The organism is Novosphingobium sp. GW835-FHT14H07 (genome assembly GCF_058793515.1).
Window position 1 is genome coordinate 171,082 of sequence record NZ_JBXAFX010000008.1, and the last position, 15,026, is coordinate 186,107.

A 15,026-nucleotide genomic window follows, 5' to 3' on the forward strand; every position below is an offset into this window, starting at 1 on the left:
GGGTCATCAGAAGGCCAGGGTCGCGTTGGCGAGGACGGAATAGAAGCGGCTTGCCTTGCCCATCTGGGCGAACAGATCATCAAAGCCCGCCCCAGGATCAAGCACGGCGCCCGAAAGGCGGAAGACGAGGTTCTGCGAGGCGTTGGGCCGCCAGATTGCCGAGACGGAAGCATCCCAGCCAATGTCGCGCGGAATCGAACCTTCGTTGCGCAGCACCTGCAGGATCTTGGTGTTCTCGAACCAGAGATGGTTGAGGTTGGTCGAGACCCGCACAGTTGGAGTGAGGTCGAAATCCGTACCCAGACCAAGCAGCATCGTGCCCGGGTTCGTGAAGTTGGACTGCCCCTGCTCCTTGGATGAGCGAAGCGAGTTCAGGATGCCGTTGCGACCATTGACCGAGATGTTGCGGCCACCGCCGGCGAACGGGATTGTCTGGCGAATCCAGTAGCTGGTGTCCGCGCCTGCGAACTGGGGATTTTCGAAGATGGCGTCGAAACCGCCTTCGGTCTTGTCATAAGGATCACTGTCGCCACTTGCCCAGAGGCCGGAAAGGCGGACGCGGGTCCAGTCGAAATCATAGCTGACTTCGGCAGCGGCCATGAACGCCTTGATCTCGGCCGCGCGGCTGGTGAGGAAATTGTTCCGGTCCTCGCCCAGTGCAGCGTAGGCCTGCGCCGTGAGGTTGAGGCGTCCGATATGGCCGTCTGCAGCATAGCCGAGATAGACCACGTCGTACTCGCGACCGCGCAGATCACCAATCAGCGCCGGGCGAACCGGGAAGCCATTGGTATCGACCGTGATGTCGTTGCGCTCACGGTTCATGTTGTAGGTGACGGAGACCTGGCTGGTCAGGCCGACAACGGGAAAGTCCTGGCGATAGAGGTTCGCCATGAACACCCAATCGTTGCGCGGCGCCCGGCTGACGTCGTTCAGCCCGGAATTGGTTTCCTTCTCCAGCCGCCAGAACGCGGCGAGGTTGAACTGCACGCGGTTGTTGTCGCGGTTGCCGAAGAGGCGCACGCCCAACTGATTGTCGTTGAAGAGGAACCCGCGAAAGTCCGACTGCATCGGCTGGATGCCTGCACGCAAGGATATGAAATCGTAGCGCTTCGTATCGAACCGGCCGATGTGATAATCGATGAAGGCTTCCTGCAGTCCGATGAAGCCATCGGTACGCTTGGTTCCCTTTGAAGGTTCGACGAACAGGACGCGCCGTTCCGGCACCTCGACGTGGTTGATGTTGCCAGCCACCGCAATGCGATACTCGACCACGGGCGGCTTGTAGGCCGTCATGCCCTTGAGCAGCGAGAGGCTGGCGATGAAGGTCTGCGACAGCACCAGGCTGTGGCTACGACCGAAGACGTCAATCGCGTTGGGATTGGTCGTGGTCTGGTTGCCGACCGGGATCGGGAAACTGCGCGGCTCGACCACGGTATCGGAAACCGCGCCGGCCAGCAGATACCAGTCATCCCCTTTCAGGAAACCGGGACGCTTGCCCCGCGCCAGGGGACGATCGCCTTTGAGCAGATTATGGTGAAACGGATCGAGCTGCGAATGACAGACGTATTCGAGCTTCGGGAATAGCGTGTAGAGCGAGCTGTCTTTCTTGCCGGTCGCCTTGTCCGTCTGTGGACAGAGCGAAGACATGATACGCCAGCGGTCAGGCAGGGCCACATCAAGGCCGAGATCGCCCACGGGCCCCTCGCCATCGTACTTGTCGTAGAAGGCTTCCGGCGGCGGAGCATTGACCGCACCGGGATTGTCCTGCTCGACCTTCTCGGGAAGCTGCTTGTTGAAGCCGGGGCGGCGACGCCCATCGATCAGCGCACCATCGGCATCGGTTTCACCACCCGGGAGCGCAGCAGCTTCCTGCCCGGCCGCGGCATCGCTCTGCGGGTTCGCCGCCTCCTGCGGATCCCCCGCACCGGGAGAAGCCGCGTCTACGGCTGCCAAAACGTGGAACGGCAGGGTGACGGGCTGGGAGGCCGGCGTGGTAATGCCGAGAACCGGTCCGAGAAGGAGAGCGACCTGCTGCATCACTTGCCCTCGCAGACGTTCTGGTCAGTGGTATCGAGGAACGGAGCGAAAGGACAGTTCACATAGCGCAGGCGAACGCCCTGGCCGACCGGGACGACGATGGTATCGGCCCGAATTTCCTTGGGCGCGTTGCCGATGGTGCCCACCTTGGCACCGCCATTGTGCGTTCCCAGGAAAGCGATCATGTCGTCCTGATCGATACCGTCACCGGAAATGCCGATGGCACCGACCAGCTTGCCGTTGCGGTAGATCGGAACCGAACCCGGAAAAATCTGGATGCCGTTGGCAAGGCGCTTCTTGCCGGTAGGGGTGTCCGGGACCGCCGTGCAGCGCTGAACCACGTCACGCGCGTTGAGAGAGCCTTCGACGAAAACCGCGTGCTGCAACAAGTTGGCCTTGACCAGAGCGATCTGGAGGCCAGTGGCCAAGGGGCTGAAATCCGTGATCGGGCGAGAAAGCGGTCCATGGGGACGGCCAACTTCTCCGTCAGGGAAAAAGGGCCGCGACAGGTTACCGCCCGATCGGTCAGCGAAAGCGATCTTGCCAGTGAGAGCCGTCTGATCGCCGAGGAAATCGCGGGTACGCTGCACGAATGCGGGGATTTCCGCATCGGTATTGGCGAGAAGCTGCTCGGCTGCGACCGGATTGGAAAAGAATGCAGCGGTGCGCGCCTTCTGGAGCGAAACGTCGATCCCGAAGATGGGCGCGTCAGGCCCGCGAACAAGGCCGAGCACCTCGCCGTAGGTGTCGACAACGGAAATCGAAACCTGTGCGCGGCTATCGAGGGGGCGGCGGATCTGCGCGCGGGCGCGCGTCATGATCGTGAAGGCCTCTTCGAGAACGGCACGCACCTCTGCAGCGGTCAAAGCCGTGCCGACGGCAGCGGAATCGGTCCCGCCCTTGATGGGATAGCGGTTTGCGCCAGACCCGTTGCTCAGGACGTAGGCGTCGGCCAGCGAGAACTCGCTCGGGGTCGCACGCCGAATGCCGCTGGCTTCTGTTCCATAGGGCGTTCCAGCAAGAACCGCGGTGCCATCATAATAGCCACGCACGGGAATGAGGGTGCCTGCCGTGTTGTTAATTGCGGAAAAACTGGTCTGAAGCGGATGAAGGCCTTCGACCCGCGCATCGGCAAAGCGCAGCGTGGAACCATCGACCGGAATGCGATCGGCGCGAATCTCTGCCGGCGGTGCGAAGCCCTGGATGCCGGCGAGCGCCATGAATTCTTCCGGATCGCCGTCGACGTCGGTCACATCGGGATCGTAGGCATAATCGCCGTCGGCCATGATGCCGATGCCGCCAACCACGACCCCGTTCTTGTAAAGCGGGAGTCCGCCTGGATCGGCAGCCAGCCCCAACGGAGCGCGCTTTGGACCGATAAAGGCGGCGCTTCCGGCATTGCCCGCGGCAAATCGGGCGGAAAGGTCCGAGCACGGCAATTGACTGAACTGCACGCCGAAGAGCGGGCCGGATTCCAGGCCGGGCGTATTCGGCGCCGGCGGGAAATGCTCCTGCACGATCATGCTGGCCGTGCGGGTGGAAAAGGCATTCCCGCTCGACGAAAGGTAGGCGGCGGTGACAGCCTTCGAAATGGCTCCCATCGTCGCTTCGACTTCGAGCCCCTGCGCATCGACTTCACGCGGCGATATCTCGCCCGTGGCGGTGCGCGGGCTGATGATCATCCGGGTTGCAGCACCGTTCATGCGGAAAACGGCAAGCACGTTGCCGACACGATCGACCACTGCGATGATCGCCGGGTAGTTGAGGGCCTTGGCCTCGCCCACTGCCTGCGCAATTATTTGCTGGACTTCCGCGACAGTCAGGGCTTCCTGCGCTGGATCAGCGAAAAAACGCGAAGACGATGTCGGGGTAGGTGTCGGCGTGAATGTCCCGCCCGAGCCAGAGTCACCACCGCCGCACCCAGACAAAGTGAGAGAGAGCGCGAGTGCGACGGCGGTGGTCTGCCGGAGAGCCAACGGCATGCGCATCAGCGAAGGCTCCGGATGGATCGTACCGCGCTGCCGAGGGCGCGGCGGAATGAGAGAGGCTGGAAACCGTTCGGATCACGAACGGCGGCATAGGCTTGGTTGATCTGGACGCGCAGACCGCTGGCGGAACCTGGCGAGACCATGCCTTGATTGACGAGACCATTGAGCAGCGTATCGACAGCCATGACCGACTGCACGGCCCCCTCGTAATCAGTGAAGCGTTCGCCAATCGCGTCGCTGGCAATCGAGTCCATGATCGCGAAGGTCTGCTCCCGCGTGAAGCTGGCAGAGGCGAAGCGCGCAGACAGCGCATCGGCAGACTGGCGCAGTGCCTGGGCCGCGGCGACGGTCTCTGCCCGGTTCGCCAGCATCGCCCGGTGGAACGCCTTGGCCCGCGCGTCGAACGTGGCAGCCGCATCCGGCGCGATGACACGCGCAGCCGCCAGAAGCATGATCATGTTCTCGTCGTTATAGGGAGGCGTGCCAAGATCGACGGGGCGGCCGGGATTGCGGATTGCCGTGACGTTTCCATCCTCACCGTCATAAATGCGGCGGTGGCATGAGTGGCAATCGTAGAACGTGAACTCGGGGAAGATGCCATCCATGGCCCGCGCCGGCTGGCTGAACAGCTCAAGGCTGCGCTTCACGGCCTCGGCTTGCCCCACGGCCCACATGCGCATCGAGTTGGTCTTGCCGCCCTTGCGCTGAACGTAGTCGGCGTCCTCGTCGTGGTGCTGCTGGAGCGTGGTGAACAGGTCCAGCTCGAACGAAATGCGCGGGTGACCTGCGGCCATGATGCGGTGGGCGATGAACTGGCCCTTGGCATCGCCGGAGAAATGACAATCAAGGCAGACCTGCGCCTTGACCTGCGGGCGGGTCAGGTCGGTCATGCCCTGGGCGACATTGCGGGCGTGGCTGGCGCCGACGGTGTAGTGGGAAGAGACCCAGCCGCCAGAGGCACCGTGGCACGCTTCGCAATCAACGCCATCGGAAGGACGCGCAGATCCCGGCGAGGCGTGGCAACCCGCACATTCACGCTGAATGCCAGCAGCATCGAGCCCCATCCGCCTGACGATGGCCTGCCCACGCGGCTCCTGGATCACGCGCCAGGCGCGGCTGTGCGCACCCGAAGGCGAGGAATCTTCCTGCCAGCGCATGAGTTCATCCTGCCGGACGACGGCACCATCGGCGACGCTACGGCCGTGACAAGTGGAGCCCGCGCATGACGCGACACCGACGTGGCCGCGCAGGACCGCCGGCGCAGTCCCCTGGGCCTGCAGCGAAGGCGACACCAGCGAGGATGCACCGAGGGCGGCTCCGGCCATGACAAGGCAGAACGCCATCGCCATGGCGGCGGAGCGCGGTAGGGCCCGGCAAGTTGCCGCGAGCTGCCTGATTCGCAAGATAGTACCCAGCATTGCCCCTCGTCCCCACCGGCCCTGCATATCGCGCGGCTTTTGCCTTGTGCGATAGCTCCTGCCGGAAGTGCTGCAATGCGACCCCGTTGATCTTCAGGTTAGGACACTCTTACCCCTTGGTTCAAGTGGCTAATCGGCATCTTTGGAAACATATCGGAAAGACAGGCACCTTTCTTTGTCGGAAATCACTTCCGGCGGATGACCATGTTCCTGATCTCGGACATGTCTTCCATGGCGAAGCGGATCCCTTCGCGGCCGAGGCCCGAATCCTTGACCCCACCGTAGGGCATGTTGTCGACGCGGTAGGAGGACACGTCGTTTACGACGATACCACCGACGTCTAGCTTGTCCCAGGCGTCCATCACCTTGTGGATGTCGGCCGTAAACAGGCCCGCCTGGAGCCCGAACTTGCTGTCGTTCACTTCTTCGAGCGCGGCATCCCAATCCGTGAACCTGGACAGGATGACGACGGGACCGAAGGCCTCTTCGGTATAGACGTCCATATTACGCCTGCAGCCTTCGAGCAGGGTGGCTTCGAGCATGTTGCCATCGCAGCCGCCGCCGGCGAGCAGCGTGGCTCCCCCGGCCACTGCGGCATCGATCCAGGTCTTGAGGCGCTGGGCCTCCTTGGCCGAGATCATCGGGCCGATGAAGGTATCGCGGTTCTTGGGGTCACCGGACTTCAGCGTCTTGACCTTGGCGGCGAGCATGTCGCGGAACTGGTCGTAGATGTCGGCATGGATGATCACGCGCTGGACGTGGATGCACGACTGACCGGACTGATAATACCCACCAAAGATGATGCGGGCGAGCGCATGTTCCAGATCGGCGTCCTTGTCGACGACAACGGCTGCATTGCCGCCGAGTTCGAGGACGACCTTCTTCTTGCCCGCCTTGGCCTTGAGGTCCCAGCCGACGCCCGGCGAGCCGGTGAACGAAAGGAGCTTGAGCCGGTCATCAGTCGTGAACAGGTCGGCGCCATCGCGGCTGGCAGGCAGGATCGAGAATGCGCCTTCCGGCAGGATATCGCATTCCGCCAGCACTTCGCCCATGATGATCGCGCCCAGCGGGGTGAGCGAAGCGGGCTTCATCACGAAGGGGCAACCCATGGCGATGGCGGGCGCGATCTTGTGCGCGGCAAGGTTCAGCGGGAAGTTGAACGGCGAGATGAAGCTGCACGGACCGATCGGCACGCGCTTCCACATGCCCATGTAGCCCTTGGCGCGGGGGCTGATATCGAGCGGCTGGACTTCGCCGTAGTTGCGCGTGGCTTCTTCGGCGGCGATGCGGAAGGTGTCGATCAGGCGACCCACCTCGCCTTCGGAATCGGCAATGGGCTTTCCGGCTTCGACGCAAAGGGCATAGGCCAGCTCGTCCTTGCGCTCGGCAAAGCGGCGGACGCAATAGTCGAGCACGTCGCGCTTCTCGTAGGATGCAAGCTTTGCCATGGGCTCGGCGGCGCGGACGGCACCGGCGATGGCCTCGTCGATCACGTCTGGCGTGGCGAGCGCGGTGCGGAACGCGATCTCGCCCGTGAACTTGTCCGTCACCGCAAGGCCGGTGTTCGGCTGCACGGCCTTGTTGTTGAGATAGAGCGGATAGACGTCCTTGAGCTGGGTCACGGTTCTGATTCTCCAACGTCACCCCAATCGACCGGGGCATCGTAGTTCGTAGGGTACGGTCGGCTGGAAGCCCCCCGGGACGTGCCCGGGGCGACGACATCGAGATGGTCTGAACCCTAGAGTGCCTTGGACAGTTCCTTGATATCCTTGTTGAGAATCTGGTCGTTCTCCGAATAGTCGACCGGACAATCGATCAGGTGGACGCCCGGCGTATCGCGGCAATGGGCGAGCAGTTCCTTGAGGTGCTCGGAACTTGTGACGCGATGCCCGTGCGCGCCGTAGCTTTCGGCATACTTCACGAAATCGGGGTTGCCGTAGGTCAGGCCAAAGTCCTCGAAGCCCATGTTGGCCTGCTTCCAGCGAATCATGCCATAGGCGCTGTCATTCAGGATCAGCACGGTGAGGTTGAGACCAAGGCGGACCGCGGTTTCCATCTCCTGGCTGTTCATCATGAAGCCGCCATCGCCGCAGATCGCCATGACCTTGCGCTCAGGGTAAAGCATCGCGCTCATCATCGCAGAAGGCAGGCCAGCGCCCATTGTCGCCAGCGCGTTATCGAGCAGCACGGTGTTTGGGTGGTAGGCGGTGTACCCACGCGCGAACCAGATCTTGTAGACGCCGTTGTCGAGGCAGATGATCGCGTCCTCAGGCAGGGCATCGCGGATCTGCTGCACGAGGTGCGGCGGGAAGATCGGGAAACGAGTGTCGGCGGCGAGCGGTGCGGTGTGCGCGACCTCGGCAGCGCGATAGGCCAGCATATGATCGAAGTTCCAGGCCGGGTTTGGCTCGACCGCTTCCTTCATCTGCCAGACCGCGTTGGCGATATCGCCGATCACCTCGATGGCGGGGAAATAGACAGGGTCGACTTCAGCCGTCTTGGTCGAGACGTGGATGACCGGCGTACCGCCCTCACGCATGAAGAACGGCGGCTTTTCGATGACGTCATGGCCGACGTTGATGATGAGGTCGGCGTCCTCGACGGCACGGTGGACGAAATCACCGGCCGAAAGCGCGGCGCAACCTAGGAACTTGGGATGGCGCTCGTCGATCACGCCCTTGCCGAGCTGGGTGGTTAGAAACGGTATGCCCGTCTTCTCGACAAACTCGCGCAGCATCTTGCCGGTCATCTTGCGATTTGCGCCCGCCCCGATGACGAGGACCGGAGCCTTGGCGTTCTGCAAGGCGTGAACGGCCTGCGCGATTGACTTGGCATCGGCGTTGGGGCGGCGCACGAGACTGCGCTTGAGGGGGACGGAGTCGGTGTGTTCGTCAGCGATATCCTCGGGCAGTTCGATATGCGTTGCGCCGGGCTTTTCTTCCTCGGCGAGGCGATAGGCTTCGCGCACGCGGCTGGGGATATTGTCGGACGAGGCCATCTGATGGGTGAATTTGGTAATCGGCCCCATCATCGAGACGACATCGAGAATCTGGAAGCGGCCCTGCTTGGACTTCTTGATCGGCTTCTGACCAGTGATCATCAACATCGGCATGCCGCCGAGCGTGGCGTAGGCGGCGGCGGTCACGAAATTGGTCGCGCCGGGCCCGAGGGTGGCAATGCAGACGCCGGTCTTGCCGGTGTGGCGACCGTAAGTGGCTGCCATGAATCCGGCACCCTGTTCATGGCGCGTGAGGATCAGCTTGATCTTTTTCGAACGGGACAGCGAATCGAGGAAATCGAGGTTCTCTTCGCCCGGAACGCCGAAAATGTATTCGCAGCCTTCTTCCTCAAGGCACTCGATGAACAGGTCTGACGCCTTCTTGCCTTCGGCCATTTTTGGTCGCTCCATCAACGGGAACGCGCGGCCAAGGCTGCGTTACCCTCCCCAACTTGGATGCGACCGCAGGGCAAGTTCCCGGCGCGTGTCGTTATGGCCCCCGCGCCTGCCCTTGCCCGCATGGCTATCAAAGGTGCGCGCTGCTGTCACGCCCCGCCGTCAATAGCCGAGCGAAAGATCCACCTGCGGCTGGAGCGGCTCGCCCAAGCGGAAGCGGGCGAGGTTTTCGAGAAAGCGCGTGACCGAACGCTCGAACATGCGAGTCTGGGCACGGCCGGAGAGATGGCTGGTGATGTGAGCATTGGGCACGTCCCACAGCGGGTGATCTGCCGGGAGGGGTTCGGGGCTGACGACATCAAGGAAAGCGTGACCCGGGCGGCCTGCCTTCAGGCCCGCGATCAACGCTTCCTGATCGACGACACTGCCTCTTGCGACATTGACCAGCGTGGAGCCGGGTTTCATCCCTGCAATCTCGGCTTTGCCGATCATGCCTTCGGTTTCGGGCGTAGCGGGGACGGCAAGTATCACCCAGTCGAAGGTACCTAGCTGACCACGCCACTCGTCCAGACCGAGCGTGCCCTCCCCCTGCGACCGTCGCACCTTGACCACATCGACATTGAAACCCTGCAGCATGCGATCGACCCTCTGGCCGATAGCGCCATAGCCGAGAATCAGCGCGCGGCTGCCGGCCAGTTCGACCTTGCCTGGACTGTCGAGCAGCCATTCGTGTCGGTCTTGCGAGCGCACTACCTCGCGATAGCCCTTGGCCACGGTCAGCATGCCCATGACTACATATTCGGCGATGGTGATAGCGTTGATGCCGGTGCCGTTGGTAAGGATCACGCCCCGCTCCCGAAGCACATCGAGCGGGAAGAAATCGACTCCGGCATAGACCGAGTTCAGCCACTTTAGCCCTGTCGCCAGCCGGATTGCCTTGTCCATGCCGCCGGGCTGGTAGAGGTCAAACCAGCCGATCTCCGCCTCCGGTGCCAGTTCGAACAGTTCCTCGGCGCTGCGAAAATACCGCGGCTCCACCCACCTTGGCAGGTGCGGCTCGATCAGCGGCGCGGCCACGGCATTCATCACGAGGACGGTCATGCTGAGCTCTCTCCCAATAACATTTGCGAGAGACTTACCCTATCGATTGCGGATTGAAACCCGTTCAGACGAGCTTCCATTCCCAGCCGAGCGGGTCGCCGTCCATCACCTCCACACCCTTGGCGGCCAGTTCGTCGCGCAGAGCGTCGGAACGGGCGAAGTCCTTGTCCGCACGCGCGTCCCTGCGGGCTTCGAGAGCAGCTTCAATTTGAGCCTCTTCGATCTCGACGCCCTTGGGCCTGAGGCGGAGCGCCTTTCGATCAAGCGTGAGCAAACCGATGCCAAGGACCGCATCCATTGCTGCCAGCGCCGCAAGCTTTTCCGACGCATCGACCTTTTTCAGCGCGAGCACTTCCTCGAAGACGGTGAGCGCGACCGGAGTGTTGAGATCATCCGACACCGCTGCATCGAAACGTTCGAGGAACGATGTGAATCGTGGACCGGGCTGGGCCTCCGTTTCGCCCGCCCGCTCCTTGAGCTGACCCACCGCGATCAGCATGCGCTTGAGGCGCGTGAGTGCGGCCGAGAGCCCGTCCCACGAGAACTCGAGTTCGCTGCGATAATGTGCCTGCAGGCACATCAGGCGATAGGCCAGCGGCGAGTAACCCTTGTCGATCAGGAGCTGCAGCCGCAGGAATTCACCGCTCGACTTGCTCATCTTGCCTGACCGTTCGACCAGGAAGTTGTTGTGCATCCAGACCCGAGCGCCGGAATTTGCGGGGAGGTCCAGCCCATTCGTGCAGCAAAACGCCTGGTTTTGCGCGATCTCATTGGGATGGTGGATCTCACGGTGGTCGATGCCGCCGGTGTGGATGTCGAACGGGAAACCGAGCACTTCGCCGGACATGACCGAACATTCGAGATGCCAGCCAGGAGCGCCCTTGCCCCATGGCGAATCCCACTCCATCTGGCGCTTCTCACCCGGCGGTGTCTTGCGCCAGATGGCGAAGTCGGCGGCGTTGCGCTTGCCTTCGACTGCTTCGATGCGACCCTCCCCGTCCTCGGTCTGCGCACGAGCGAGGCGGCCATAATCGGCCACGGTCGAGACATCGAAATAGAGGCCGCTGTCGAGTTCGTAGCAGTGCCGGGCCGCGATCTTCTCGGCAAAGGCGATCATCTGCGGCACGTATTCCGTGGCGATGGTCCAGCGTGCCGGCTGGCGAATGTTGAGCGCCTTGACGTCTTCCCAATAGGCTTGCGTGTAGTGCTGCGCGATGTCCCAGATGGACTGGGCCTGCGCCTTCGCCATCTTCTCCATCTTGTCCTCGCCATCATCGGCATCGTCGGTGAGATGGCCGACGTCGGTGATGTTGATGACGTGGGTGAGCTTCAGCCCCTTGAACGACAGTGTGCGACCAAGGATGTCGGCGAAGACATAGGCCCGCATGTTGCCGATGTGGGGATAATTGTAGACCGTCGGGCCGCAGGAATAGACGCGCGCCTCGCCTGCGTGGACGGGCTGGAACTCCTCGAGCTGTCGCGTCAGGCTGTTGAACAGCTTGAGCGGTGCGGAGGGCGCGAAGGGGGCGGGGCCGTGGACTGACATGGTGCAGCCATTGCCCCGCGCCCCCGCTTCAGGTCAAGTCACTCGCCGGTTTCGCGCGGCTCACCAAGCAGATCGTCATTGCCCGTGCCCGTCACCGGCTCGTCGATCAGCGGTTCGAAGCCCGCTGGCGCGATCTGGTTCAGTTGGATGAGCGTTGTCTTGGTGAAGCTGTCGACCACCTGCAGCGCGTTCTCGGCGGGATCGGTCTTGAGCACCTCCTCCACGAGATCGCGCAGTTCGATGATCTCGAAAGGCAACTTGTTGCAGGTATTGGCACTCAAGATAACGCAGCCGTTGACCGACGAAAGCTCGGTGAAGCTTTCATCGAACGCGATTTGCTCGATCGCATCGACACCGACCTCGCCATTCACGATGCCGTTGATCGCGATATCGAGCTGGCCTCCGTCACGACTGCCAATGCTCAGACTCTTGGCAACCAAGCCCCGTCGATCATCGAGACGGGTGCCCAGCGAGGTGTTCTGGATGTAAACCTCGCGGTCTGAACGAAGCTGTATCGCATCTGCTTCCACCAAAGTACGACCGTCAGTGACCCCATCATTCAGGGCAAGTCGATCCGTGATGAGCGCCGTGTCCGTCAGTTGCGCTATGTCCTCGAGCGCGCTGCGGGTGACCATGGCAATGCCAGTCCCCGATATCCGCAGGGTGCCCCCAGCATCTTCATTTTCACGCAAGCGGATCGAGCCGGTCGCGGCGTCGAGGAACACTCCGGCCTGACTGTCCACGGCCAGTCTGTTACCGCTGGCATTGCTCATGCTCAATGCACCGAGGAATGACGCCAGTCCGCCCGAAGCAAGCGAAAGTGTACCATTTTCCCCGATCTGGCCCGGCACTGTGCCAGCTTGGGCGGCCACTGCCAGATCGCCTACCAGCAGCGCCTGGTTGGCGCGGATGGTCAGATCTCCTCCAGAGCGGATGTTCGCAAATTCCGCCTGCGAGATGGCATAACCGCTCGCTGCCGAGGCAATGTTATCACCAAGCTTCAGTGGCCCCTGCCCGGTGTTGCGCAAGGTTATCTCGTTGGTATGCGTGGCCTCCCCAAGTCGACCGCTGGCCGCAATCGCAAGATCGGCCGAGGTCAGGTCCATCTTCGCACCCGTGGCAAGTCCATTGACACGGATTGTATTGCCCGCGTTCAAAGTAAGCATCTCTGCGGCATCTGCCACGTCGTTGATCACGATGTCGCCGCTGGCCGCGATATCGATATCCCCTTGCCCCCTCACACCGGGTGTAACCAGTGCTAGCTGCCGCAGGCCTCCCCCATTGGCAAAGTCGTATCCTGCAGACAGATGACTGACGATAACGCTGCCGTTTCTCGCAAGCAGATCGATATCGCCCGCCGCGGCGACGGTTCCACCTCCGATAGAGCCATTCGCCGAGACAACGACGTTGCCGTCATTGGCGACGATGCGAATGATCTGCAGGTTGCCCAAGGAATCAAGGCCAACAGCATCGGCTTGGACGCTGATCGCGCCCGTCAACTGCAGGCCCGAGATGTTGACGATCCCGCGAGACGAAATCCGCGCGGACGCACCAGACAACGCCGAAACTGCAAGATCGCCCTGTGTGGTGAGATCGATGTCACCTCCTGCGGAGATGGAAGTCCCGGTCATTGCAGTATTGGCGGACCGGAATGCCCCGCCCGCAGTGATCGACGAGAAGCCGAGGTTCCCGGCCACGACGTCGACGTCTCCGGCGGCATCAATCGCGCCCAGACTTGCATCGCCGCTCACGGAGATGGCGAGATCAAGGGTGCGTGCCCACAAAGCCCCTCCCGAAACCGTCCGGCCGCTGATCGCAATGCCCCCACCCTCGATCCGGCCATAGGTGAAGCTGCCGGTTCCAGTGGCAATCCGGATCTGCCCGGTGGCGACAAGATCACCGCCAACCACGTTCCCGCTGGTGATGACGCCCAACGAACCGCCGCTCGACATCCGGGTGAAGGTCAAGGACTGGCTTGTCACGTCGAGAGCGGTGCCCGCCGTTGCCGTGCCGACCTCCACCTTACCCGAACCTGCCAAGGTGAAGCTGCCGGAAGCACCGAGAACCGGAGCACTCAGCGAGCGGACACTTGCAGAGAAATCTGCGCCGGATTGCGCACTCGCAAGCGTTGCATCCCGGGCAGTCAGCTCAAGCGACCCACCCGCGATGAGCTGGCCGGTCGTCAGATCGCCCACGACATCAATGCGGAGCTTACCCGTGCGCGCCGTCATCGCGCCGCCACGAGCCGATGCGGCATTGATGGTCACGTTGCTTCCGTCGACGCTGCCGTAGGAAAGCGCGCCTCCTGTTGCGATGGCGACTGTATCCGCTGCGGTGGCACGACTGATCGAGACATCGCCATCGTCGTCGATGGTGATGTTCGCGCCTGCGATGAGATCACCACCTTGCGTACCGGCGAGCGATCGGATCTGCGCATCGCTCGCAGCATCGATCATATTGAAATCAAGTGCACCGGTAGCAGCGGTGAACATCCCGCCCGCAGTGGCTGTATCAATCAGGCTTGCTCCCGTGCTGGCGATCGTGATGTCGCTCCCCGCAGTGAGTGTTCCAGCATCAATCGTATTGCCGACCAGCGACATCGCCGTTCCTGCATCGGCACTGCCGAGTTGAAGAGCGCCCCCAGCATCAAGAGTGATGGCAGATGTGGCCTTGGCGGTGCCGATCGTGAGATTTGAGCCGGTCGTCACGGTGACGCTGGCCGGGTTGCTCGCCGGGCCACCGCTTCCTGCCCCCAGCCCGAAGTTGAAGGATATGCTGCCGGTATTGTCGCCGGAATTCGAATCCCAGTAGCCAACCGAAAGGGTTCCCGTTGCCGGTGCCGTGATCGTGCCGTTCGCGCCGACAAGAACTCTCTGTCCTGCAACCTCGCCTACCAGCGCACCGAATGGTGCCGTAAAGTTACCGATCGTCAACGAGCCGAACTGCGCGCCAATCTGCGTTCCCGGCTGGATGCCCGAGTCGTCCTGGGCGGTAGACAGGCGGAACGCGATCAAGCCATCCGCGTCAGAGAAGCGCGGCAGCGGCCCGGCGCTCCACAGGTCGTTTGTCGATGACGAGACAGTAAAGGTCTGGCCCTGCAAGACATCGAATACCGGCAACAGTTGTCCGCCAGTGTAGGAGTTGCCCAGCGCCTGCACCACGACCTGCACGAGATTCTGACCGGTATCAGCCAGCCCCGCCGAGATGCTGCCGATCTGGGCGCTCCCCGAAATTGCGAGCACGCTGTCCAGACCGGACCTGCTCGTGCCCAGCAGTAATGACGCGGCGGTAAGGTTGAAGGTCCCGAACACCGACACAGTACCGATTTCTGCCCTGTCACCGATTGTCAAAGTCAGGTTGCCATCGCCGGTCAGGCTGAGCGCATCGAGGCCTGCCGCATCGATCGAAACTGCACCGCCCGTCCGCAGGTCGGTCAGCGAGACGCCACCGGCAGTCGAAATACCGAGATCGCCGCCTGCATCGAGCGTGCCTGCCTGCAGGCTGTCGGCGCCGAGCGTCATCGTCGTGCCAGACGTTGCCGA

At 62.4% G+C, this 15,026-nt stretch carries 8 protein-coding genes; all 8 read right to left on the reverse strand.

The window, feature by feature from the left end:
* Window positions 1-6 precede the first annotated feature (6 nt).
* Window positions 7-2,037 (reverse strand): hypothetical protein, encoded by a 2,031-nt coding sequence (locus tag AC1Q5P_RS09955; RefSeq protein WP_492518834.1) that lies wholly within the window; start codon window positions 2,035-2,037, stop codon window positions 7-9.
* Window positions 2,037-4,025, reverse strand: a complete 1,989-nt coding sequence (locus tag AC1Q5P_RS09960; protein WP_492518835.1) for a GlcG/HbpS family heme-binding protein — start codon at window positions 4,023-4,025, stop codon at window positions 2,037-2,039. Before AC1Q5P_RS09960 ends, AC1Q5P_RS09955 begins: the two co-directional genes overlap by 1 nt.
* Window positions 4,025-5,374, reverse strand: a complete 1,350-nt coding sequence (locus tag AC1Q5P_RS09965) for a multiheme c-type cytochrome (RefSeq protein WP_492518836.1) — start codon at window positions 5,372-5,374, stop codon at window positions 4,025-4,027. Before AC1Q5P_RS09965 ends, AC1Q5P_RS09960 begins: the two co-directional genes overlap by 1 nt.
* 254 nt (window positions 5,375-5,628) lie before the next feature.
* Window positions 5,629-7,065 (reverse strand): aldehyde dehydrogenase family protein, encoded by a 1,437-nt coding sequence (locus AC1Q5P_RS09970; RefSeq protein ID WP_492518837.1) that lies wholly within the window; start codon window positions 7,063-7,065, stop codon window positions 5,629-5,631.
* A 116-nt stretch (window positions 7,066-7,181) separates the two neighbouring features.
* Window positions 7,182-8,837 (reverse strand): acetolactate synthase large subunit, encoded by a 1,656-nt coding sequence (locus tag AC1Q5P_RS09975; RefSeq protein ID WP_039331462.1) that lies wholly within the window; start codon window positions 8,835-8,837, stop codon window positions 7,182-7,184.
* A 162-nt stretch (window positions 8,838-8,999) separates the two neighbouring features.
* On the reverse strand, window positions 9,000-9,938 hold the full coding sequence (locus tag AC1Q5P_RS09980) for a D-2-hydroxyacid dehydrogenase (RefSeq protein ID WP_492518838.1): 939 nt from the start codon (window positions 9,936-9,938) through the stop codon (window positions 9,000-9,002).
* A gap of 64 nt (window positions 9,939-10,002) precedes the next feature.
* Window positions 10,003-11,484 (reverse strand): cysteine--tRNA ligase, encoded by a 1,482-nt coding sequence (gene cysS / locus AC1Q5P_RS09985; protein ID WP_492518839.1) that lies wholly within the window; start codon window positions 11,482-11,484, stop codon window positions 10,003-10,005.
* A 38-nt stretch (window positions 11,485-11,522) separates the two neighbouring features.
* The coding region (locus tag AC1Q5P_RS09990; RefSeq protein WP_492518840.1) for a beta strand repeat-containing protein at window positions 11,523-15,026 on the reverse strand (3,504 nt) is incomplete at its 5' end.

Coding starts and splice junctions, on each gene's coding strand:
- AC1Q5P_RS09955 (WP_492518834.1), bottom strand. CDS start 2,037: ATGCAGCAGGTCGCTCTCCTTCTCGGACCGGTTCTCGGCATTACCACG.
- AC1Q5P_RS09960 (WP_492518835.1), bottom strand. CDS start 4,025: ATGCGCATGCCGTTGGCTCTCCGGCAGACCACCGCCGTCGCACTCGCG.
- AC1Q5P_RS09965 (WP_492518836.1), bottom strand. CDS start 5,374: ATGGCGATGGCGTTCTGCCTTGTCATGGCCGGAGCCGCCCTCGGTGCA.
- AC1Q5P_RS09975 (WP_039331462.1), bottom strand. CDS start 8,837: ATGGCCGAAGGCAAGAAGGCGTCAGACCTGTTCATCGAGTGCCTTGAG.
- AC1Q5P_RS09980 (WP_492518838.1), bottom strand. CDS start 9,938: ATGACCGTCCTCGTGATGAATGCCGTGGCCGCGCCGCTGATCGAGCCG.
- cysS (WP_492518839.1), bottom strand. CDS start 11,484: ATGTCAGTCCACGGCCCCGCCCCCTTCGCGCCCTCCGCACCGCTCAAG.